The organism is Prochlorococcus marinus subsp. pastoris str. CCMP1986, assembly GCF_000011465.1.
Classification (GTDB): Bacteria; Cyanobacteriota; Cyanobacteriia; order PCC-6307; family Cyanobiaceae; genus Prochlorococcus_A; species Prochlorococcus_A pastoris.
Genome location: NC_005072.1, coordinates 1,505,753 through 1,527,035, shown reverse-complemented (window position 1 = coordinate 1,527,035; position 21,283 = coordinate 1,505,753). Strand labels below are relative to the sequence as shown.

22 protein-coding genes and 1 tRNA gene are annotated in these 21,283 nt (G+C 30.0%); 18 read left to right on the top strand and 5 right to left on the bottom strand.

The genetic code is table 11. The features are described from left to right. Position 1: 1 nt before the first annotated feature. On the top strand, positions 2 to 1,360 hold the full coding sequence (locus tag TX50_RS08545) for a four-carbon acid sugar kinase family protein (protein ID WP_011133225.1): 1,359 nt from the start codon (positions 2 to 4) through the stop codon (positions 1,358 to 1,360). On the opposite strand, the gene TX50_RS08540 is transcribed toward TX50_RS08545, so the two are convergent. Continuing rightward, positions 1,357 to 2,781: an NADP-dependent isocitrate dehydrogenase gene (locus TX50_RS08540; protein ID WP_011133224.1), complete on the bottom strand. Its 1,425-nt coding sequence runs from the start codon at positions 2,779 to 2,781 to the stop codon at positions 1,357 to 1,359. The genes TX50_RS08545 and TX50_RS08540 overlap by 4 nt on opposite strands. Positions 2,782 to 2,966: 185 nt before the next feature. Here TX50_RS08540 and TX50_RS08535 point away from each other — a divergent pair, with 185 nt between their 5' ends. From TX50_RS08535 to TX50_RS08515, 5 genes are read left to right on the top strand one after another with little or no spacing between them, the layout of a single operon-like run. After that, on the top strand, positions 2,967 to 3,431 hold the full coding sequence (locus TX50_RS08535; protein ID WP_011133223.1) for a hypothetical protein: 465 nt from the start codon (positions 2,967 to 2,969) through the stop codon (positions 3,429 to 3,431). A gap of 57 nt (positions 3,432 to 3,488) precedes the next feature. After that, positions 3,489 to 4,199 carry a heme oxygenase (biliverdin-producing) gene (locus TX50_RS08530; RefSeq protein WP_011133222.1) on the top strand — a complete coding sequence of 237 codons (711 nt, stop codon included), beginning with the start codon at positions 3,489 to 3,491 and terminating at the stop codon, positions 4,197 to 4,199. A 5-nt stretch (positions 4,200 to 4,204) separates the two neighbouring features. Continuing rightward, a complete protein-coding gene (locus TX50_RS08525) occupies positions 4,205 to 4,915 on the top strand; it encodes a 15,16-dihydrobiliverdin:ferredoxin oxidoreductase (protein WP_011133221.1) in 711 nt (236 codons plus the stop codon). Further along, entirely contained in the window at positions 4,916 to 5,689 is a 774-nt protein-coding gene (locus TX50_RS08520; RefSeq protein WP_011133220.1) for a phycoerythrobilin:ferredoxin oxidoreductase, read from the top strand. It begins immediately after the preceding gene. Between the two features lie 21 nt (positions 5,690 to 5,710). Continuing rightward, complete coding sequence (locus TX50_RS08515; RefSeq protein ID WP_011133219.1) at positions 5,711 to 6,184, top strand: low molecular weight protein-tyrosine-phosphatase; 474 nt, start codon at positions 5,711 to 5,713, stop codon at positions 6,182 to 6,184. A 1-nt stretch (position 6,185) separates the two neighbouring features. On the opposite strand, the gene TX50_RS08510 is transcribed toward TX50_RS08515, so the two are convergent. Continuing rightward, positions 6,186 to 7,718: a bifunctional pantoate--beta-alanine ligase/(d)CMP kinase gene (locus tag TX50_RS08510; protein ID WP_011133218.1), complete on the bottom strand. Its 1,533-nt coding sequence runs from the start codon at positions 7,716 to 7,718 to the stop codon at positions 6,186 to 6,188. Between the two features lie 97 nt (positions 7,719 to 7,815). On the opposite strand from TX50_RS08510, the gene purM reads away from it, so the two are divergent. The 3 genes from purM (at position 7,816) to TX50_RS09505 (ending at position 9,786) form a co-directional block, all read left to right on the top strand. Next, positions 7,816 to 8,859: a phosphoribosylformylglycinamidine cyclo-ligase gene (gene purM / locus TX50_RS08505; protein WP_011133217.1), complete on the top strand. Its 1,044-nt coding sequence runs from the start codon at positions 7,816 to 7,818 to the stop codon at positions 8,857 to 8,859. Positions 8,860 to 8,993: 134 nt separating this feature from the next. Next, positions 8,994 to 9,608 (top strand): hypothetical protein, encoded by a 615-nt coding sequence (locus tag TX50_RS08500; protein ID WP_011133216.1) that lies wholly within the window; start codon positions 8,994 to 8,996, stop codon positions 9,606 to 9,608. A 16-nt stretch (positions 9,609 to 9,624) separates the two neighbouring features. Continuing rightward, on the top strand, positions 9,625 to 9,786 hold the full coding sequence (locus TX50_RS09505) for a hypothetical protein (protein WP_011133215.1): 162 nt from the start codon (positions 9,625 to 9,627) through the stop codon (positions 9,784 to 9,786). 313 nt (positions 9,787 to 10,099) lie between these two features. Here the strand turns inward: TX50_RS09505 and TX50_RS08495 are convergent. Further along, a tRNA-Cys gene (locus tag TX50_RS08495) sits at positions 10,100 to 10,170 on the bottom strand. Between the two features lie 9 nt (positions 10,171 to 10,179). Between TX50_RS08495 and TX50_RS09340 the strand changes: the two genes are divergently transcribed. Beyond that, positions 10,180 to 11,442, top strand: a complete 1,263-nt coding sequence (locus tag TX50_RS09340; protein WP_225866759.1) for a lipid-A-disaccharide synthase-related protein — start codon at positions 10,180 to 10,182, stop codon at positions 11,440 to 11,442. Positions 11,443 to 11,475: 33 nt separating this feature from the next. Next, positions 11,476 to 11,742 carry a hypothetical protein gene (locus TX50_RS08485; RefSeq protein ID WP_011133213.1) on the top strand — a complete coding sequence of 89 codons (267 nt, stop codon included), beginning with the start codon at positions 11,476 to 11,478 and terminating at the stop codon, positions 11,740 to 11,742. Here the strand turns inward: TX50_RS08485 and TX50_RS08480 are convergent, their stop codons facing one another. Beyond that, on the bottom strand, positions 11,743 to 12,384 hold the full coding sequence (locus TX50_RS08480; protein ID WP_011133212.1) for a ribonuclease D: 642 nt from the start codon (positions 12,382 to 12,384) through the stop codon (positions 11,743 to 11,745). It lies immediately after the preceding gene. 168 nt (positions 12,385 to 12,552) lie between these two features. Here TX50_RS08480 and TX50_RS08475 point away from each other — a divergent pair, with 168 nt between their 5' ends. After that, complete coding sequence (locus TX50_RS08475; RefSeq protein WP_011133211.1) at positions 12,553 to 13,113, top strand: cofactor assembly of complex C subunit B; 561 nt, start codon at positions 12,553 to 12,555, stop codon at positions 13,111 to 13,113. 29 nt (positions 13,114 to 13,142) lie between these two features. Here the strand turns inward: TX50_RS08475 and hemF are convergent, their stop codons facing one another. Then, positions 13,143 to 14,171: an oxygen-dependent coproporphyrinogen oxidase gene (gene hemF, locus TX50_RS08470; protein WP_011133210.1), complete on the bottom strand. Its 1,029-nt coding sequence runs from the start codon at positions 14,169 to 14,171 to the stop codon at positions 13,143 to 13,145. Between the two features lie 161 nt (positions 14,172 to 14,332). Here hemF and TX50_RS08465 point away from each other — a divergent pair, with 161 nt between their 5' ends. The 6 genes from TX50_RS08465 (at position 14,333) to gshA (ending at position 21,275) form a co-directional block, all read left to right on the top strand. Further along, entirely contained in the window at positions 14,333 to 15,400 is a 1,068-nt protein-coding gene (locus tag TX50_RS08465; RefSeq protein WP_011133209.1) for an Mrp/NBP35 family ATP-binding protein, read from the top strand. 5 nt (positions 15,401 to 15,405) lie between these two features. Beyond that, the gene (gene rodA / locus TX50_RS08460; RefSeq protein ID WP_011133208.1) at positions 15,406 to 16,677 is read left to right on the top strand and encodes a rod shape-determining protein RodA; all 1,272 of its coding nucleotides are present in this window, start codon (positions 15,406 to 15,408) and stop codon (positions 16,675 to 16,677) included. Further along, positions 16,674 to 18,041: a sensor histidine kinase gene (locus TX50_RS08455; protein WP_011133207.1), complete on the top strand. Its 1,368-nt coding sequence runs from the start codon at positions 16,674 to 16,676 to the stop codon at positions 18,039 to 18,041. Before rodA ends, TX50_RS08455 begins: the two co-directional genes overlap by 4 nt. Before the next feature lie 112 nt (positions 18,042 to 18,153). After that, positions 18,154 to 18,576 carry a photosystem I reaction center subunit II PsaD gene (locus tag TX50_RS08450; protein ID WP_011133206.1) on the top strand — a complete coding sequence of 141 codons (423 nt, stop codon included), beginning with the start codon at positions 18,154 to 18,156 and terminating at the stop codon, positions 18,574 to 18,576. Between the two features lie 59 nt (positions 18,577 to 18,635). Continuing rightward, positions 18,636 to 20,156: an anthranilate synthase component I family protein gene (locus TX50_RS08445; RefSeq protein WP_011133205.1), complete on the top strand. Its 1,521-nt coding sequence runs from the start codon at positions 18,636 to 18,638 to the stop codon at positions 20,154 to 20,156. Continuing rightward, complete coding sequence (gshA, locus tag TX50_RS08440; RefSeq protein ID WP_011133204.1) at positions 20,157 to 21,275, top strand: glutamate--cysteine ligase; 1,119 nt, start codon at positions 20,157 to 20,159, stop codon at positions 21,273 to 21,275. Positions 21,276 to 21,283 lie beyond the last annotated feature (8 nt).

Genomic DNA, 21,283 nt, shown 5'->3' with positions numbered 1-21,283 from the left:
TATGAAAGTTATAGTGATTGATGATGATCCAACAGGTTCTCAAACAGTAAATAATTGTTTATTGCTTCTGAAATGGGATTATTCTACTTTAATCAAAGGATTTCAAAGCAAATCTAATTTATTTTTCATTTTGGCTAATACTAGGTCTTTATCAGAAAACGACGCAAAATTAAGATTAGTAGAAATTTGTAATGCCCTAAAAAAAGTTATCTCAAAGGAATCATATAAAGAGGAATTTATTTTTGTAAGTAGAGGTGATTCCACCCTTCGTGGTCATAATTTTTTAGAGCCTAAAATTATGAACGATTGTCTAGGACCTTTTGATGCTACCTTCCATATTCCAGCATTTATTGAAGGTAAAAGAAAGACAATTGATGGAGAGCATTTTGTTGATAATGTTCCAGTAAGTCAAACGATTTTTGCCAAAGATAAAATTTTTGGATACAAAACAAGTAATGTCAAACAATTATTATTTCAGAAATGTAAATCTCAAATTAAATTTAATGATATTCAAAATTTAAAAATATCCGAATTAAAAGTTCTTGAAAGTAAAGAAAAAAATATTGTTTTTAATAAGATCAGAAATTTAAAAGAAAATTCTCATGTAATTGTTGATATTGAGAATTATTCACAACTTCAAAAGTTTTCATTATCAATAAAAAAACTAAGTAAACAAAAGAAATTTCTCTTTAGGACCGCTGCAAGTTTTATAAGTTCAATATCTGCTGTAAAAGATAATCCTAAAGAACCATTTTTTTACTCCCTTATAAGAAGAAAAAATCGTGAAAAAAAATTTCTTCCAGGATTTTTAGTAATTGGATCTTATATAGAACTTACAACAATGCAATTAAAGGAATTCTTAGAAATAAGTGATTGTATACCAATAGAATTGGATGTTTTTGAATTTCTCAAAATTTCTAAATTAAAAAGTAATCAGGATCAATTGGAGGTGTTTAAAAACAAATTACTAGCGCAAATCAGATCTATATTAAAGCAAGAAAATACTCCCGTTTTATTTACCTCAAGAAAAGAAGTTTCTCTAGCTAGGAACGATGAGCAAGTAAATTTTAATAATTCTCTTGCTCATTTTATTTCTGAATTAGTTTCAGATTTGAAAAATGAAATAGGGTATTTAGTATCTAAGGGGGGAATCACGTCAAATGTAATTCTCAGTAATGGATTTAAAGCAAATTATGTTTATTTGCAAGGACAAATAATTACTGGGGTTTCTTTAGTTACTTTTAAACTTGAAAATGATGAGAATCTTCCAATCGTGACATTTCCTGGAAATATTGGTAACCAAGATTCATTGGTAAAAGTATGGAGAATTTTAGAAAATAAAAACAATTCTTCCAATTAAAAATTTGAGATAATTGCTTCAGCAAAACCACTACAGGATAGTGGTGCTACCTTTGGTTCCATTAAGCGTGCTAGATCATAGGTGACTTTTTTTTCTTCAATAGCTTTACTAATTCCAGAAGTCACCAGCTTCGCTGCTTCATTCCAACCAAAATATTCAAGCATCATTACTCCACTAAGAATTACCGAACCCGGATTAATTTTGTTTAATCCTGCATGTTTTGGAGCTGTTCCATGCGTTGCTTCAAAAATTGCGGAATTATCTCCAATATTAGCTCCGGGAGCCATACCTAGGCCTCCCACAATTGCAGCAGCAGCATCAGAAACATAATCTCCGTTTAAGTTCAAGGTCGCAAGAATAGAATATTCTTGAGGCCTTGTTTGAATTTGTTGGAAAATACTGTCAGCAATTCGATCATCAACCATAATGAGTTCTTCCCATTTATTATTTCCATGAGAATTTGATATTGAGGCTATTACTTCTTTTATTTCTTCGCAAATAAATGCTTTTTTATTACTTGTTAGCTTGTCATAGCCTGGCTCTATCTTTCTGGCATTATTTTCGATTGTAATTTCTGGATTTTTGTGAATATTGTCTAAAATCCAGCTTTCTCTTTCCGTAATGCAGTCTGCTCTGAATTCATTTACTGCTAATTCATATCCCCAATCTCTAAATGCACCTTCTGTATATTTCATGATATTTCCTTTATGAACAAGAGTTACATGCTTTTTATTTCCTGATAATCTTTTTGCATGTTCTATGGCCTTTCTTATATGCCTTTGACTTCCTAACTTACTTACGGGTTTTATCCCAATACCTGAACCGTCCGGTATTGATCTATTTTTTAAATTTTTGCTATTTGGAATGACAACATTATTTAGATGATTAATTAAATCAATGCATGTATGATCATCGGCTTCCCATTCAATACCCATATAAATATCTTCTGTATTTTCTCTATAAACAATTACGTCTAAATTTTGTGGATTTTTATGAGGGCTAGGAGTCCCTGAATAGTATTTACAAGGTCTAACGCAGCTATATAAGTCAAAAATTTGTCTTAAAGCGACATTTAAAGATCTAATTCCCCCTCCTATAGGAGTTGTTAATGGGCCTTTAATTGCAACTCCAAAGTGTCTTATTGCTTCAATAGTATCCTGTGGTAAATAGTTGTAAGTTCCGTATATTTCACAAGCTTCGTCACCAGCATAGACTTTGAACCAATTTATTTTTCTCTCATCTCCATAACTTTTTTTTATTGCTTCATCAAGAACAAGTTGAGTAGCTGGCCAAATATCTACCCCAGTACCGTCACCTCTTATATAAGGGACAATAGGATTATTAGGAACATTAGGCTTACCTTGATTAAAAGTAATTAACTCTCCTTCTTTTGGTAAATTTAATTTTTCAAATTTAGGCATAGCACTTGATTGAATAGTAAAAAAGTCAATTAATAAAATATTTTTGTATCTTAAATTGAAATTAAGGATATTCTTTAAAAACTAGAAATTAATTATTTAAATGTGAATAGATAATAGGTTGTTAATCAGCATTTCAACATCTTTGTTAAAAGAAAAAGAATTTAATAAGCAAGGTTGAAGAAATTATGTCAACTTCAATCAAAGGTTTATTACCGCTTATGAATGCAAGTTCAAATGTTAGCAATCTTGAAATAGCTAATAAGGTAGCTACTACAGCAGCATTGTTTCGTAAATATTTCCCAGATGCCAGTGTTAATTTTAGTCCTTGGGATAAAACAAATGATAGAGATTGGTTTGATACCCTTGATTTTTCTTTCCATTTTCCAGGTTGGAGTCCAAGTATAGAATGTAGAGCAGTTTTACTTCAGTTGAGAATTGAAAATAATTGTGAAAATGGAGTACCTAAGTTGTTAGGAATAATAATGCGCGGAATGATAATTCCTGCTGAAAGATGGAGAGTAGCTACTATTGGGGAGTGGGAGATGACGGGGACACATTTACCTCAGCAGGAACAAAAGGATAATCTTTTTTTAGTTTGTAAAGAACTTTACAATTTATTCTCTACAACATCCACTAGTAACAATAATTAGCTGTTTTATATATTTTCCTTGTAGATTAAATATATGTACAATTCCGAAAAAAGATAAATGGCAGTTGCTCTTGCAGGACAATTGAGAGAGGGGACAAAGAAATCCCATACTATGGCTGAAAATACTGGCTTTGTCGCTTGTTTTTTGAAAGGCGTTGTTGAAAAAAAATCCTACAGAAAACTGATAAGTGATTTATATTTTGTTTATGAAGCAATGGAAGAAGAAATTGAGAGATTGGTTCAAGAGGAACATCCGGTAATAAAACATATCGGCTTTAAATCACTTTTTAGAAAAGAAACACTTGAAAATGATCTCAAATTTTATTTTGGAGATAATTGGCAGAAGGAAATTAATATTTCTAAATCAGCGAAAGAATATGTCAACAGAATTCACTTGGTAGCAAAAAAATCTCCTGAATTACTGGTTGGCCATCACTATACCCGTTATATAGGAGATTTATCTGGCGGCCAAATTTTAAAAAAAATAGCAAAAAAAGCTTTAAATTTAGATGGAGATAACGGGTTAAACTTTTATGAATTTAAAAATATTGACGATGAAAAAAAATTTAAAGAAGAATATTCTAAGACTCTTAATCAGCTCCCGATAAATCAAAATATTGCTGATCAAATAATTGATGAAGCTAACCAAGCTTTTACTTATAATATGAAAATGTTTAAGGAGCTTGAGGGTAACTTAATAGCAGTATTAGGAAAAATAGTCTTCAATTATCTTACAAAGAAAGTTAGGAAGGGGAGTACAGAAACTTAATATCTATGTTTGAATCATTAAAAAATTTTGTGAAGACCAATATTGAAGATTTAGATGGTAAAGAATTAGAAATATCAAAAGAATTCAAAGAACATCATAATAAAGACTCGAAATATATTATTAAAAATTGGATTTTTGAATCCCAACAATATAGAAAGTGGAGAATTACTAAATTAGATGGAGGAGATAAGCTCCAGGTTTTTAACACTGTTGCTTATCCAAATTTCAAAAGTGAGTTTCCTATATTAGGCGCTGATATTTTATGGTTTGGAACTTCTCAAAAATTACTAGCTATTTTTGATTATCAACCATTAATTCAGGAAAAAAAATATCTTCAGAAATATTGCTCAAGTTTAGATTTTATAAAAAATCAGTATTCTGTATTTGATAATCATAAAATGAAGAATATATATGATTCAAAAAAATATTTTTCGCCCTGGGTAATGATTTGTAGAGGTAATAAATTAAATCTTGATAGAGATTTAAATAATATTTTTTGTTCCTTTGTTAGTAATTATTTAACAATTAATAAACTACATCAAAATAATCAATTTTTGGATTTGGAACAAATAAAAAATAATCAAATAGATTACGATAAATATAGTGCTGAAAAAGATCCTGCTGACAAGTTATTTAAAACATTTTTTGGTGAAACCTGGACTGAAAATTTTATTAATAATTTTCTTTTTACTTTAAATCATAATCCTCTAAAATAAATGTTAATTCAAAATACTATTTTTTATAGCCAAGAATGGCGATGGGCTAAATTTATAAAATTCTTAATTTCTCAGTTAGACAACTATCATTGCGTCGAACATAAAATAGCTTCTGATTTTTCTTACAAAGAGTCAAGCTATGGTTCAAAAAAATCAAAAAAGAATATTAATCTTTTCACATGGGGAGCAACTCATCAAAAAAGGATTAACTTCGCAAGAGCTGTATGTATAAATAGTCCAAATTATTCTGTTTTGAATTTTTTAATTATCCCAAAAACTTCCTATAACATTCCATTCCTAGGCGTAGATTTTGTTTCTTTACCTACTAGTCATTTATTAGTTTTAGATTTTCAGCCATCTTTAAAAGTCGAAAATCAGTTTAATTCTGAATTACTAGAACAAATAATAAAACTTAAAAAATCATGTCATTCATCTCTACCTGTAGCTGAAAAAATGTCTGAAGATGTAGCAAAATTTTTTTCCCCAGGATTGATTTGGTCTAGATTAGCAAAGCATCAAGATAGTGATAATTTGATAGAAAATCAGCTTTATGATTCATTCAAAGAATATTTAAATTTGTATCTAAAAACTCTTTTTGAAAGTGAGGAAGTTGGCCACGGCTTACAACAAGAGTTAATTAATGGTCAAAATGATTATTTGAACTATAGAAGGGATAATGACCCAGCAAGGCCAATGTTATCAAGTTTATTTGGTAAAGATTTTACAGAATCCTTAATTAATAAAGTATTATTTTCTACTAATAAAGTTTTATAATTTTTTGATATTTTAGATTAGATGAAAAAACAAACAGTTCTTTTTGTATGTTTAGGTAATATTTGTAGGTCTCCTGCTGCCGAAGCAATATTCCTAGATTTAATTAATAAAAAAGGATTAAATGATAGTTTTATTGTTGATTCTGCAGGGACTGGTAGTTGGCATATAGGGAAGAAGGCTGATACTAGAATGAGAATAGCATCACGAAAAAGGGGCGTAGAAATCTTTAGTAGAGCTAGACAAATAAATTCTAATGATTTTGAAAAATTTAACTATATAGTTGCTATGGATGATTCAAATTATGAAAATATTATTGATATGAAATCTCGAAAATCATTATCTGATTTTGCATCAATAAAAAAGATACAAAATTTCAGATCAGTTTTTCACGAAATAGAAGTCCCTGATCCTTACTTTGGAGGAGATGAGGGATTTGATAATGTCCTTGATATTTTAGAAGACTCTGTCAGTGGTTTTCTAGATACTATTTATTAATTTATTCGAGTTGAATTTCTTTGGGAATGTTTAAATTGTAGATGTTAACAATTTTTTCTACTACTTCATTAATTGAATATCCGTCAGTAAGAAGTTCAATTGCATCGTTTGCTTTTTTGAGAGGAGAAATTTTTCTTGTTGAATCCTCAAAATCTCTTTTTCTTATAAGTTCTCTTAATTGATTGAAGTCTATTTCTTCAGTCCCTCTTAAATCTAACTCTGACTTTCTTCTTTTAGCTCTTTCGTCAATGCTAGCTGTTAGGAATATTTTAAGTTCTGCATTTGGAAAAACTGTTGTTCCTATGTCTCTCCCTTCAGCCACCAATCCTCCAGATTGGCCAATTTTTCTTTGCTCATAAACTAAAAATTCTCTCACTTTTTTTATTGATGAAATTTTAGATACAATAGAACTTATTTCTTGTGAACGAATTTCTTCAGTTACACAAAAATTATTTATAAATACATCTTGCTGAGAAATAGAATTTGACTTAAAAATAATAGAAATATTATTAAGAATTTTTTTTAATTCTGACTCTTTAGCATAATCAATCTTTTCTTTTTTAAAGAGCCAACTTATTGCTCTATACATTGCTCCAGTATCTAGATATAAAAGATTTAACTCCTTGGCAATTAACTTTGTTATGGTACTTTTCCCTGAACCAGCTGGCCCATCAATTGCAATAATTGGCTTTCTTTTCATAAGAAAAACGTGATCAATTAGTCTTGTTTTCCCACATTTTATCGCACCTGCTAAAATTGAAATATTATCGTTTGATTGAACTTTTTTCAAGCTGTAGGGATGTAAATGTTCTAAATATTCAATTGAAATATTTTTTGATTTGAGTTTGTTTGTTAGTTGTTTTAAGTCAATTCTTTTATCCTTTTTAAAAATTATTTTTGCATTTTCTAGTTCATTTGAGAATAATTTAAGACTTTTTCTTTCACTTTTAGATAAATGCTTATTACGCGAACTAAATGGGACCCCATCAGAATCTCTTTGAGTAGGAACAGGGATAATTTTGATGTTGAATTTTTTTTCTTCTATAAGGTTTTTTATGATTAATAGTTGTTGCCAGTCTTTTTCTCCTAAAAAAAGATTTTTGGGTTGTATGAGTTTCAGTAATCTATAAACAACAGTGCAAACCCCATCAAAATGCCCCACTCTTGTAAGCCCACATAAAGCTGAAGATAATTCTTTAGAGGCTTTCAAATAACTTATGCTTTTATTCTTTTTTGGATAGATATCAGTTACATTTGGAATAAAAATTGCATCTGCCCCATTGGAAAAAGCAATTTCAATATCTTTATCAACAGTTTTGGGGTAGCTTTTAAGGTCTTCTTTGCTATCAAATTGAAGTGGATTAACAAAAATACTTAATAAGTTTGTATTGCAATTTGAACTTTGTGCAGTTGATATTAATTTTTGATGACCATCATGAAGATTTCCCATAGTTGGGATAAAGTTAATATCACATTTGAGATTTCGTCTCCATTCTTTAAGATCCTCTGTTTTTCTTATTATTATTTTGTTCACTTTGTTTTAAAAAATAAATCTATTTAATAAATAATTACTGGACAAAAGCAATCTACGGAGGAATATCTATATAAGGGGATTCTATCATTTTTATTTCATGGATTACAAAACATCAGGAGTTGACATAAAAGCTGGAAGAGAATTTGTATCAGAAATAAAGCAATCTGTCGAATCAACATATTCATCTAATGTTTTGGAGGGGATTGGAGGATTTGGAGGTTTATTTAAAATTCCTCTTGAGGGTTTAAAGAAACCCGTCTTAGTATCAGGAACTGATGGTGTTGGCACGAAATTGGAATTAGCTCAAATCAAAAACTTTCACTTTGAAGTTGGGATTGATTTAGTAGCAATGTGTATGAACGACATTATTACAACTGGAGCAAAGCCGCTTTTTTTTCTTGATTATATTGCTACAGGCAAGCTTGAAAAAAATCAATTATTAGAAGTTATTAATGGTATTGCGCATAGTTGTCGAGAAAATAAATGCTCTATACTTGGAGGAGAAACCGCGGAGATGCCAGGATTTTACTCAAAGAATAAGTATGATTTGGCAGGATTTTGCGTTGGAATAGCTGACGAAGAAAAATTAATTAATGGCAAAAAAATATGTGAAAATGATTTGATAATTGCATTACAAAGTAACGGAATGCATAGTAATGGATTTAGTTTAGTTAGAAAAATAATTGAAAATAATAATCAAATTGATAAGCAATTTGAAAAAAAATATAACTTAGATTTTTATGATGAATTATTAAAACCTACAAAAATTTATTTTAAAATTGTAAATCAAATTTTATCTCAAAATATTCAAATAAAGGGAATGTCGCATATCACTGGAGGAGGAATTCCTGAAAATTTACCAAGGTGTATGTCTTCTGATTTTATTCCTTACATAGATAAGAAATCATGGAAGATTCCTGTTTTATTTGAATTTTTAAAGGATGTAGGTCAGATTCCTGAAAAAGATTTCTGGAACACTTTTAATCTTGGGGTGGGATTTTGTTTAATAATTGATAAGAAATATAAGGATAAGATCTTAAATATTTGTAATGCTTTTGATATATCAAGTTGGGTCCTAGGAAAGGTTCTCAAGAAAAATAATTCAAAAGAGAATAATTTTTTGCCTGAAATAATAATTTAAATCGTCTGAATAAAATTTTTTTGAGAAATTACAAATTAAATTTATCTACACAAATGAAAAAGTTAGGTGTAATATAATAAAACTACAGCCGAATTATATCGGAAATTTAAGTAAGTAGATTTAACTTTAATTCAATGCCCTTTGAAAATAATCAAAGAATTACACGTAGACGTAGCTCAGCTGGACCTACACCTCCTAAAAGACCAATAGGTAATAATTCAGATTTTAACGGGCGTCAAAATCAAGGCCCCCGTCCAACTTTTTTAAGTTTAAGGGATCATGGAAAGGTTTTTGTTGCTGATTTACCAAATCTATCTGACGGACAATTAGCTCATATAAGTAAAGAAGCTAATGAGGTTTTAAATAGTCTTGAGAAAAGGCTAAGTGATATTGAGAATGACTCAGGTTCTACAAATTCTGAAAATGATACTTTGATAAAAGCCTCTACTAAAAGAGATGTAACACTGAGATTTATCAAATCAATAGAAGAAGAGCAAGACCATAGAAAAAATAATCCTGCCTTAAGAGATGCTGCTTCTGAATCATTACCAAGAACTTTTCTTGAGGTTGCAAGACATAGATTACCTGGGGCAACTTTTGATTCGCTTCTTAGAGAAGCACTTGAGGCTTGCGCAGTAGATGAGAAACCTAAGGAAAGCGAAGTTATTGATGAACCCAAAGAATCTGTAAAAATTATGGATATACCCTCTTCTAACGCTAATCCTTCTTTTGTTGTTAATATCGATTAAAAACAAATATAAGATAATGGAAGCTTGTGAGCTTAACCATAACTCGATAAGTGATAAAACCAAAAAAGAATCTCGAGTTTCTTTAGATAAAGAAAAGATTTTGTGTAATCACTGTAAAAGGACTGCTTCGAATGGTATACGTTGTTTAGGTATATGTGTTGCGGATAATGACTATTAGAAAGATTAATGTAAAAAAAATGATTACTAGATTCTCTTTTTTAGCTTATTTAATTTTTTAATCATCTTCTGAAAGAATAAAAAAATAATACTTTTATTATCCTAGAATCTACAGTCGATATTTCTTTATGACTTGATAGCTTTCTCAATGGGATAATAATGGGATAATAAAAATAGGTTCATAAAACCCGATAATTTATCAAGTAACTTATCTTCCATAAAATTCAGCCTGAAGAAATTGAAATACGAAAATCGCTACGAAAAACTTCATTTCTTTGAAAGCTTTATAGCGGATATTATCACTGATTTGAAAAAGGCGGCACCCAGATTCGAACTGGGGATAAAGGATTTGCAATCCTCTGCCTTACCACTTGGCCATGCCGCCGATAGAGAAATGATTCAATCACATAATGATCCTACCAGTATCGCGTCTCATTCTGTATTAATTATATGTAATGGACATGGGGAAGATGTTATCGCATTAGAAATAATAAAAAGATTCTTAAAAAAAATAAAAATTAAAAAAGTTGAAGTTATGCCATTGGTTGGCAATGGTAAGATTTTTGACTGCATAAAATCCAAGAATTTTAGCAAAATTGGTTATCTCAAGGAATTACCAAGCGGAGGTTTTAGTAATCAAAGCTTAAAAGGATTTATTCTTGATTTTTTTGCAGGGTTTTTAGTAGATGCTTTTAAAAACTTTTTAATTGTAAGAGGCAAGTCAAAAGATAATTATAAAATTATTGCCGTGGGTGATTTGTTGCCTTTATTTTTTGCGTGGATCTCAAAATGCGAATTTAGTTTTCTCGGCATGCCTAAAAGTGATCATACATGGAGTAACGGACCTGGATGGGCATTGAGTGATTTTTATCATAAAATTAAAGGCTCTGAATGGGACCCTTGGGAAATTTTTATAATGAGGTCTCCTAGATGTAAAAGTTTAATAATGAGAGATGAAATTACAGCAAATAATTTAAATAAAAAAAAGATTAGTGCTAAATATTTTGGGAACCCAATGATGGATTTTGTAGATACAAAAAATGAAAATATTTCTAATATTATTATGTTTAATAGGTTAATTTTAATAATAGGAAGTCGATTCCCTGAGGCTCTAAATAATCTTGATATTTTTTTAAAATGTTTAGAAGATGTAAAAATATCAAATGATTTGATTATTCTTTTGCCTCTAAGTATTAATGCAAATGTTTTTACGATTAAGCGTCACCTATCTCATAATGGTTATTTGGAAGAAAATAATGTGAATTTTTTGGTTGGTGAAGATTCAGTTTGGAAAAATAAAGATAAATATATTTTGTTAGGCAAAAGTACTTTTAATCAGTGGGCTAATATGGCCTGTGTTGGATTGTCAAATGCAGGCACTGCTACAGAACAAATAACTGGCCTTGGTATACCCTCTATTTCTATTCCAGGCGCTGGCCCTCAATTCACAAAATCATTTGCAAAAAGACAGTCTAGATTATTAGGAGGAAGTGTATTAGTTTGTGATAATAAAAAAACTCTTATTGATAATTTAGAGGTTTTACTAAATAAAAAAGATTACAGATTAAAACAAGTAAAAATCGGAATGAAAAGAATGGGTAAAAGGGGGGCTAGTAAAAAAATTGTGGATCATATAAATTTAAATTTGTTAACTTGATCAAGTAATATTTAAAAGGTTTTATAAATTTTTATGTATCCTATTAATGATCGTCAATATATAGCAATATGCTCTGAGATAGCTAAGTTACTCAGTGTAAGTTTGTCCTCAGCCAAAAAAAAAGTAGAAATTCAAATTGCAAAAAAAGGTTCTAAAACTATTGAAGAAAAAAGACAAGTTGCACAAGATCTTTTGAAAACATGTGAAAATGATAATAGAAAAAAACTAAGTTCATCTAAAATACTAGATAAACTTATGTCGACTCTAGAAAATGAGGATAATTTTATAACTGAAGATTAATTAATGTTCAAATATATTCGAGAATTTTAATATATCTAATTCAGAATGAACTGGAATAGTCTTAAAACATTTTTGAGCCAACTCATATCTTCCTTCTCTATCAAGAATCAGCTTTAATTTGTGCATTGTCTCAATTAAATATCTAACGTCGTTGGCAGCATAATCAATTTGCTTATTAGATAAATCTTCCAAGCTTCCCCAATCACTACTTTGCGAACTTTTATCTAATTCTACTTCTAGTAATTCATTGATTAAATCTTTTAAGCCATGTTTATTTGTGTAAGTCCTTGCTAATTTACTGGCTATTTTTGTACAGAAAATATTTCTTGTATTAATTTCAAGATTACATCTTAGAGCTGCCACATCAAATCTGGCATAATGAAATATTTTCATTATGTTTTTATCTTCAAATAATTTTTTTATATTGGGTGAATCTGAGTTGTTAAGTTCTATTTTTATGCATGCAGTCAAATTTAATTCATTACATATTTGTATTAAACAAAGCCTATCTCTTCCATGGATCAATCCCATTGCCTCAGTATCTACAGCTAAATAAGATGAGTCCTTGTAAAGATTATATAAATCAGTATTAATATCATTATGGGAAAAATTTATTTTTTTATTTTTTTCACCATTATTCATAAGTATTAACGATAATTTATTTCAATTTTTACTTTACATTATTTTTTAAGTTTGTGATTAAATTTTTTCTAAGGATTTAAAGTAAATTTTTAATCATAAAAAATTTAAATTTATATTATGATGAATTTCTTATTAGACAAAATAGTGAATATTATTAGATGTGTATAAATGACTTATTCTCTTAATTCAACATTATTACTTACAATTCTTCTTGCAATAGGTTTATTTTTTTTCCTAAGAGCTTCAAGTAAAGATAGAACGACAATAGTTGAAATAACTTCCTGTCAAAAACCTATAGAAGTTTTAAAAGTTATGTACGAATGGCTTAATCTAAGAGGTTGGAACCAGACAGGTGGAGATTTTGATCAAAGAATTTTAATATTTAAAGGCCAAGTTGTATCTAGCAAATTTTTAGCAATTTTTTTAGGTTTGCTTGGTGGGTTAGGATCCTGTGCTCTAGGGTTAGTAATTATTCAAATTTATCCAACTTTGGGATGGTGGCCTATTCTTTTAGGTCTAATTGGAGGACCTTTATCAGGAATGATTTATTTTAGGAAATCAGCTAGGGAAGAAAAATTTGAATTGAGATTGATAAGTAGTGAAGATAATGAAGAAATGACGTTAATAAGATTAAGAGCTCATAGAGATGAATTAATATCTTTAGAAAATGAATTAAGAGATAGGCTCAAATTAAAAAGTGATGGTTCTTTGTTCAAAACACCAATTTAGTCAAATTTTCTTAATTGGTTTCAAGCAATTTAATCAAAAATATTATTTTCCTTACAAAATTTTTCTAAAATTTTATCATTTTGCCAATCCTGAGGTTTTGTGAAAATTTTTGTAAGATAATCTTCTCTTGAGCCTTTTTTGGCTTTATACCCATATTCCCATCTAGCCAATGGTGGTAATGACATTAATATAGATTCAGTTCTACCATTTGTTTGTAATCCAAAAATTGTTCCTCTGTCCCAAACCAAATTGAATTCAACGTATCTTCCTCGTCTATATAGTTGAAATTCTCTCTGCTCTTTTGTGTAGTTTTGGTTAACTCTCTTTTCAATTATTGGCTGATACGAATCTAAGAATGCTCCACCGCAATTTTCTGCTAATGAAAATAAATTATTCCAATTTAAGTTTAATTCTCCAATATTAATAGATTCTTTGTAGGCCTTACTCTCTTTATTATTACCTTTATAAATTCTGCCAGAACCATCTTGATAATCATAAAAGATGCCTCCAATACCTCTAGATTCATTTCTATGTTTTAAAAAGAAATATTCATCACACCATGGCTTAAATACCTTGTGGAGATTTTTATTCACTTTTTCACAGGCATTACAATGTTCTTTATGAAAATTTCTTACGTCAGTTAAATATGGATAATATGGCGTTAGGTCTGCACCTCCACCAAACCACCAAACTGGTCCTGCTTCAAAATAACGATAATTAAGATGTACTGTAGGTATAAATGGATTTTTAGGGTGTAAGACCATCGAAGTGCCCGTAGCAAACCATTTATGGCCTTTAGCTTCCGGTCTTTGTGAGATTATCGATTGAGGTAGTTCTTTCCCATGTACTTCTGAGAAATTCACTCCAGCTTGCTCAAAAATTGAGCCGTTTTTTAAAACTCTTGACTTTCCCCCTCCACCTTCTTCTCTGAGCCAAGATTCTTCAGTAAATTTAGCTTTTCCATCAATATTTTCCAGGCCTTTGCAAATATTATCTTGTAACTTGAGTAAGAGATTCTTCGTTTTTTCTCTTGAATTCTTAGGTGGTTCTTTAGACATTTATTTAACTTGATATTTGAAGAATAAAATTTTTGGTTAATTAGTAGTTTCCCTTTATAATTTCGTTTAAGGGGGTGGTAATTTCTTATTATTCGATAGTTCGACATAGTTCTTAATCTTTTAAAGAGTCGACTAACCTATAAAAACATTTAAAAATTTTGATGACTACAGTCGAAGATGCGAATTATTCATTATCAAAGATTCTAGATTCTGGATCAAAGAAAAATCTTATTGAACTTGCCTGGATTAAGAATGTTAGAGTAATTTTACCCAGAATAATAATCACACTATCCTTACCTTCATTTGCAAATTCTCAGAGAGAGCGAATAGTAAAAGAGGTTAAAAATATACTCCTTAAATTTGAGGATGTTAATGATGTACAAATAGAAATTGACAATAAAGTATCTCAATCGAATTCTACAAGCGAAAATAATTTTCCTGAGTTGAAGAACATTAAAGGCATAAAACATATTATCGCTATAAGTAGTGGTAAGGGGGGTGTCGGTAAAAGTACAATTGCAGTTAATATCGCATGCTCGTTAGCTAAATTAGGTTTAAAAACTGGTTTATTAGATGCTGATATTTATGGGCCTAATACTCCTTCAATGCTGGGAGTTACCGAAGAAAATCCAAAAGTAACTGATGGTAGCGGTAATGATCAAAGATTAATTCCAATTAATAAATATGGTATCTCATTAGTCTCAATGGGTTTTTTGATAGAAGAAGGACAACCAGTAATATGGAGAGGACCAATGTTAAATAGCATAATAAAGCAATTTCTTTATCAAGTTGAATGGAATAATCTTGACTTCTTAGTTATTGACTTACCTCCAGGTACAGGAGATGCTCAAATATCTTTATCTCAATCTGTTCCTATTTCTGGTGCAATTGTTGTAACGACGCCTCAAAAGGTATCTTTGCAAGATGCAAGAAGAGGGTTGGCAATGTTTAAGCAACTTGGTGTTCCACTATTGGGTGTTGTAGAAAATATGTCTGTTTTTATTCCACCAGATATGCCTAATAAAAAATATGAAATTTTTGGTAAAGGTGGCGGGAAAATCTTAGCTGGGGAAAATAATTTACCATTACTTGCTCAAATTCCTATCGAAATAGAACTTGTCAATGATAGTAATAAGGGTGTTCCAATTTCAATAAGTGAACCAGATAAAGAAAGTTCAATTAGATTTAAAGAGTTAGCTCAATTGATTAAAAAACAATTTATTAATTAGTATTAATGTTTAAGGAAATTTCTTTAAAAAAGAAAAAGAGATTTTTTGAAAAAAAACATAAAATTAATCGAAAAATTATTTTTTCACCTTTACTAGTTATCCCTTTAGCGTTAGTTTTTATTTCAAGTATTTTAATAAAAAGTGTACAAAGAGAATTTTTACAATCAGATTTTTTAAATCATCTTTTCACAGGCTTATTAGGATATTTTTTAGCTATTTTTATTTCATATATACCAATAGAGAGAATTAAAAAATATTTGATTCCATTCTATTTTTGCTCTTTACTTTCATTAATTTTCATCTATTTTTTTGGGATTTCAATTTATGGTGCTCAAAGATGGTTGAGCTTGGGGATTTTTTCTTTTCAACCTTCTGAAGTCGCGAAATTGAGTACTATATTAACTCTTGCTTTAGTTCTAGAAAGGAAGTCTATTTCTTCGATAAAAGATCTAATATTACCTTTTTTAATTGTAGTCATTCCCTGGTTATTAATATTTTTTCAACCTGATTTAGGGACTTCTCTAGTTTTAATAGTATTGACTTTTGGAATGCTTTATTGGTCCCAAATGCCGATAGAATGGTTTCTCATTTTGGTTTGTTGTATTTTTACCTCTCTATTTTATTTAATTTCTCCAAACTTGCTTATTGTCTGGCTTCCTTTTATGGGTTACTTAGCCTATAGGTCCTCGCAAAAGAAAATCATCTTCTCGATGTTTACATTAGCTCTTCATTCATTAGTTATAAAGTTGACACCTTTTATTTGGGAATTTGGCTTAAAAGATTATCAAAAAGATAGATTAGTTCTGTTCCTAGATCCTAGTAGGGACCCTTTAGGAGGAGGATATCATTTATTGCAAAGTAAAATAGCAATAGGTTCTGGAGGTCTTCTTGGGACTGGTTTATTAAATGGTAAACTTACAAATTTACAATTTATACCTGAACAACATACAGATTTTATCTTTAGTGCGTTAGGGGAAGAATTAGGTTTTTTAGGATGCATTCTGGTTCTTTTTTTGTTTTTTGTTTTGATTGGTCGTCTTGTAAAGGTATCTGAAAATGCCAGAACTCCTTTTGAGTCATTAATAATTATTGGAATAGCGTCAACATTTTTATTTCAGATCATTATTAACTTATTCATGACTATTGGATTAGGTCCAGTAACTGGCATTCCGCTACCTTTTATGAGTTATGGTAGGACTTCTTTATTGATTAACTTTATATGCATTGGTCTGGCATTATCTACTTTAAATCGCTCTAGATCATTAAGAAATCAATGAAATCTCTGATAACTATAAAAAAAATTCAAGATTTACTTCTGCAAGGATTAAATACCTCATATGTTGATGATGAAACTTCTAGACGGATGTGGTGGGCTTCTTTAGAAGTTATTCAAAAAGAGTTCCTCTCCCACACTCAAGAAGGAGGATTTTGGGTAGCTTCTCCTTTGCCTGCTCTCACAGATAAAAAATGTCTTGCAAAAATGCAAGGTTGGTTATGGTCTCCAGAAGGTTTTCCATATTTTCAGATGGATAATGCTGGTTTCCTACCAGTAGATCATTCCATAAAAATTAAAGAAGACAGTAATTTTGTTAGGAATTACAAAGTCTTAAATTTAAATACTAAAGATGGTTATGAACCTTTTTTAATAATTATTACTACTAATTTTCAATGTCTTTTAACAATTGCAGGAGAAAAAGACGAGAGAACTTTACTTATGAGATGCGATGAAAGTAGCCTAAAAACTGCAATTGAATTGATTGATGCAAAATTGAATCAAGAAAATTTTGAAGAGGCAATTAATTTTCGTAATGCAATTAAAAATTTAGGAGATCTTAATATTAATAATGAATTTGACAAGAGTTTTTGGCCCAGTTTATCAATTAAGTTGGCAAATTTAATTCCTAAATTAAGTGTTCAGAATGCAGTTAAAAATGATGATAAAAATGATCAATTAACGGAGGCAAAGTTATTACAAGCAATTTCTCATGAAGTCAGAACTCCTTTAGCAACTATAAGGACTTTAATAAGCTCTACTCTCAGGAAATATAATATGGACGAATCAATGAGAAACCGTTTAATTCAAATTGATAATGAGTGTAATGAGCAAATAGATAGATTTGGTCTTATTTTCAATGCTGCGGAACTTGTAAGTAACGATAACTCCCCCCCCAATCAGTTGGCAAGAATAAATTTAGGGGAAATTCTTTATAAATTATCACCTGTTTGGAGTAAACAATTAAAGCGACGTGGGATTTCAATAGAAACTGATATACCTAAACAACTTCCCGAAATTTTGAGTGATTCTGAAAAACTAGAATTAATGTTAAGAGGGCTAATCGATAAAAATACCAGAGGATTAAGAGAAGGTAGTACTTTAATCTTAGAGTTAAGGCCCGCGGGACAAAAATTAAAACTTCAATTAAAAGTAAAAAAATTTGATACGGGTAAAAACGAAATTTTCAATACAGAAAATGGTTCTGATATTGGTCCAGTATTAAATTGGAATCCTCAAACAGGAAGTTTACAATTAAGTCAAGTTGCAACTCAAAAATTATTAGCGAGTTTAGGAGGTCACGTTACACAAAGAAGGGATACTGGCTTGACAGTATTTTTCCCAATTGCAGATATAGATCATATTTAAATGCATATTTCTTTTTTACATTTATTAAATAATGTAGAAACTTTTTAAATAATTAAGAAATTTGTAAAACATGAATGCTAGTTTCTTATAAGAAATAATTTCAAAATTTAGGATGACTGAAACTTTAGTTGGTCAATTTCCAAAGCATATAGGCAGTACTGGGGGTTTATTAAACTCTGCAGAAACTGAAGAAAAATATGCGATTTCATGGAATAGCTCCAAGGAACAAGCATTTGAGTTGCCAACTGGTGGAGCCGCTATTATGCACGAGGGAGATAATTTAATGTACTTTGCAAGAAAAGAACAATGTCTTGCTCTTGGGACACAATTAAGGGGTTTTAAACCTAGGATTGAAAATTTTAAAATTTATAGAATATTCCCTGGCGGAGATATTGAATTCTTACATCCTAAGGATGGAGTATTCTCCGAGAAAGTTAATGAAGGTAGAGAAAAAGTTGGTCATAATCCAAGAAGAATTGGAGAGAATCCGAATCCTGCAGGTTTAAAATTTACTACTAAAGAAACTTTTGAATAACTTATCAAAAGTTGATATAACAAACAAATATAATTATAATTTGGACTGAATATACTAGTATGATCAGTTCTCAAAAAGATAGTTTTTTAAAGGCTTATAAAGAAGGTAAAAATTTTATACCTATTTTCAAAACATGGCCTGCTGATTTAGAGACTCCATTATCTACATGGCTTAAATTATCAAATAAAGATTCACATGGGGTCTTTTTTGAATCCGTCGAAGGTGGGGAAAATTTAGGTAGATGGAGTATCGTTGCTACTGATCCTCTTTGGGAAGCAGTTTGTCTTGGAGAAGAAACTATTAAGACTTGGAATAATGGAAATAGTGAAAAATATAAAGGCGATCCTTTTGATTTATTAAGAACTTGGACCGAAGAATATAAGTCATATAATATCGATAATTTACCTTATGTTGGTCAGTTATATGGTTCTTGGGGTTATGAATTAATCAATCGCATAGAGCCTAATGTGCCTATTAATCCTCTAGAAGATAATAATATACCCTATGGATCTTGGATGTTTTTTGATCAATTAGTAATATTTGATCAAATGAAAAGATGTATCACTGTAGTTGTATATGCTGACACTTCCAGAACATCAGAAACTCATGTTCAAGAAATTTATCAAGATTCGATTTTAAGAATTAATAGAATCAAAGATTTAATGAGTGCTCCAATTAATGAAAGACATGCTCTTAACTGGGATGAAAAAAAAGATTTGAATATTGCAATTTCAAGTAATTGGGAAAGAAAAGAGTTTGAAGAAGCTGTTGTTTCTGCAAAGGAATATATAAGAAAAGGAGATATTTTTCAAATTGTTATTAGCCAAAAATTTCAATCGAAAGTTAAAAGTGATCCCTTTAATCTATATAGAAGCTTAAGGATTGTTAATCCTTCACCTTATATGGCTTTCTTTGATTTTGGATCATGGTACTTAATAGGTTCTAGTCCTGAAGTAATGGTCAAAGCAGAGAAGAATAAAACTAATCAAATTGTTGCAAGCTTAAGACCGATAGCTGGTACAAGGCCAAGAGGTCAAGATGCTGAACAAGATTTAAAATTTGAGAAAGATTTATTAAAAGATCCTAAAGAGATATCAGAACATGTAATGCTTATTGATCTGGGAAGAAATGATTTAGGAAGAGTATGTGAAACAGGCACAGTAGAGGTTAAAGATTTGATGATAATTGAAAAATATTCACACGTAATGCACATAGTTAGTGAAGTTGAAGGTATCTTAAAAAGTAATACTGGGGTATGGGATTTACTTAAAGCATGTTTTCCTGCTGGTACAGTAACTGGGGCTCCAAAAATTAGAGCTATGCAATTAATTAAAGACTTTGAGAAAGATGCTAGAGGTCCTTATGCTGGAGTTTATGGGTCTATAGATATAAATGGTGCACTAAATACTGCGATAACAATAAGAACAATGATAGTTCAGCCTTCAAATGATGGGGAATATATAGTTTCTGTTCAGGCTGGTGCTGGGATAGTTGCAGATTCCTCTCCTGCGAATGAATATCAAGAGACTATTAATAAAGCCAAAGGCATATTAATGGCATTGGCTTGTTTGGATAGATAAATGAATAATAATAATTTATATAAAGGCTTTGAAGTAGAACTCTTTACTGGTTCTCAAAATAATCATGTTGGAGTTTCTGATGATATTGAAAAAACGTTTTCGAATTTTGTCAAAGAGCCGGATAATAGAAATGTTGAGTATATTACGAATCCAGAAAAAGACTATAAAGTCAGTTATAAGAATTTATTAGAACCTAGAATAAGTTTAAGGAAATGGTTAAACAAAAGAGATTTAACAATAATCCCTTCATCTACGTTATGTTTTAAACACAATAATCAGTTTCAACGTTCTGATAAAAATAACGTTTATCATCAATTTATTCAAGAGAACTACGGTATATCAATCGCCACTTCCAGTGTTCATATAAATTTAGGTATTGATAACTTAGATAAACTTTTTGCAGCTATCCGACTTGTAAGGTGTGAGGCTTCTTTGTATTTATCAATAAGTGCAAGCTCTCCTTTTTTAAATAATAAACTTACTACTAATCATTCACAGAGATGGATTCAATTCCCTAAAACACCAAATAAGGTTCCTTTTTTTTATAATCATAATGACTATATAAAATGGATTGAAGAAAATATTAAGAATGGAAATATGTACAATATTAGACATTTTTGGTCTTCTATTCGCCCAAATGGACCTCAAAGGCCTCATGTCTTAGATCGTCTGGAATTAAGAATTTGCGATTACATCTCTGATATTGAGTTGTTGTTGGCAATAACAGCTTTACTTGAACTTAGAGTGATTTATTTATTCGAAAATCTGAAGACTTTAGATCCCTTAAATACTAGTAACTTTTCTATGGATCAATTAACAAAAATATGTGATCAAAACGAAATTAAAGCTGCACAAATGAGTCTAGACGCTAAATTGACTCATTGGAGAGATGGCAAGAAAATGATTTGTAGAGAATGGATAAAAAATGTATTAGCTGATTTATCTTTAACTGCAGAAAAGTTAAATATGACTCATCTTTTGAAACCTATTTATAAAGTTCTTGAGGAAGGAAATCAATCTATGAAATGGATAAAACAATACAAAGAAGGATTGTCTATTGAGGATATTATGAAATTTACTGCTCAGAACATGATTCAAAGTGAAGAAGAAAGTATTTAATAATATAA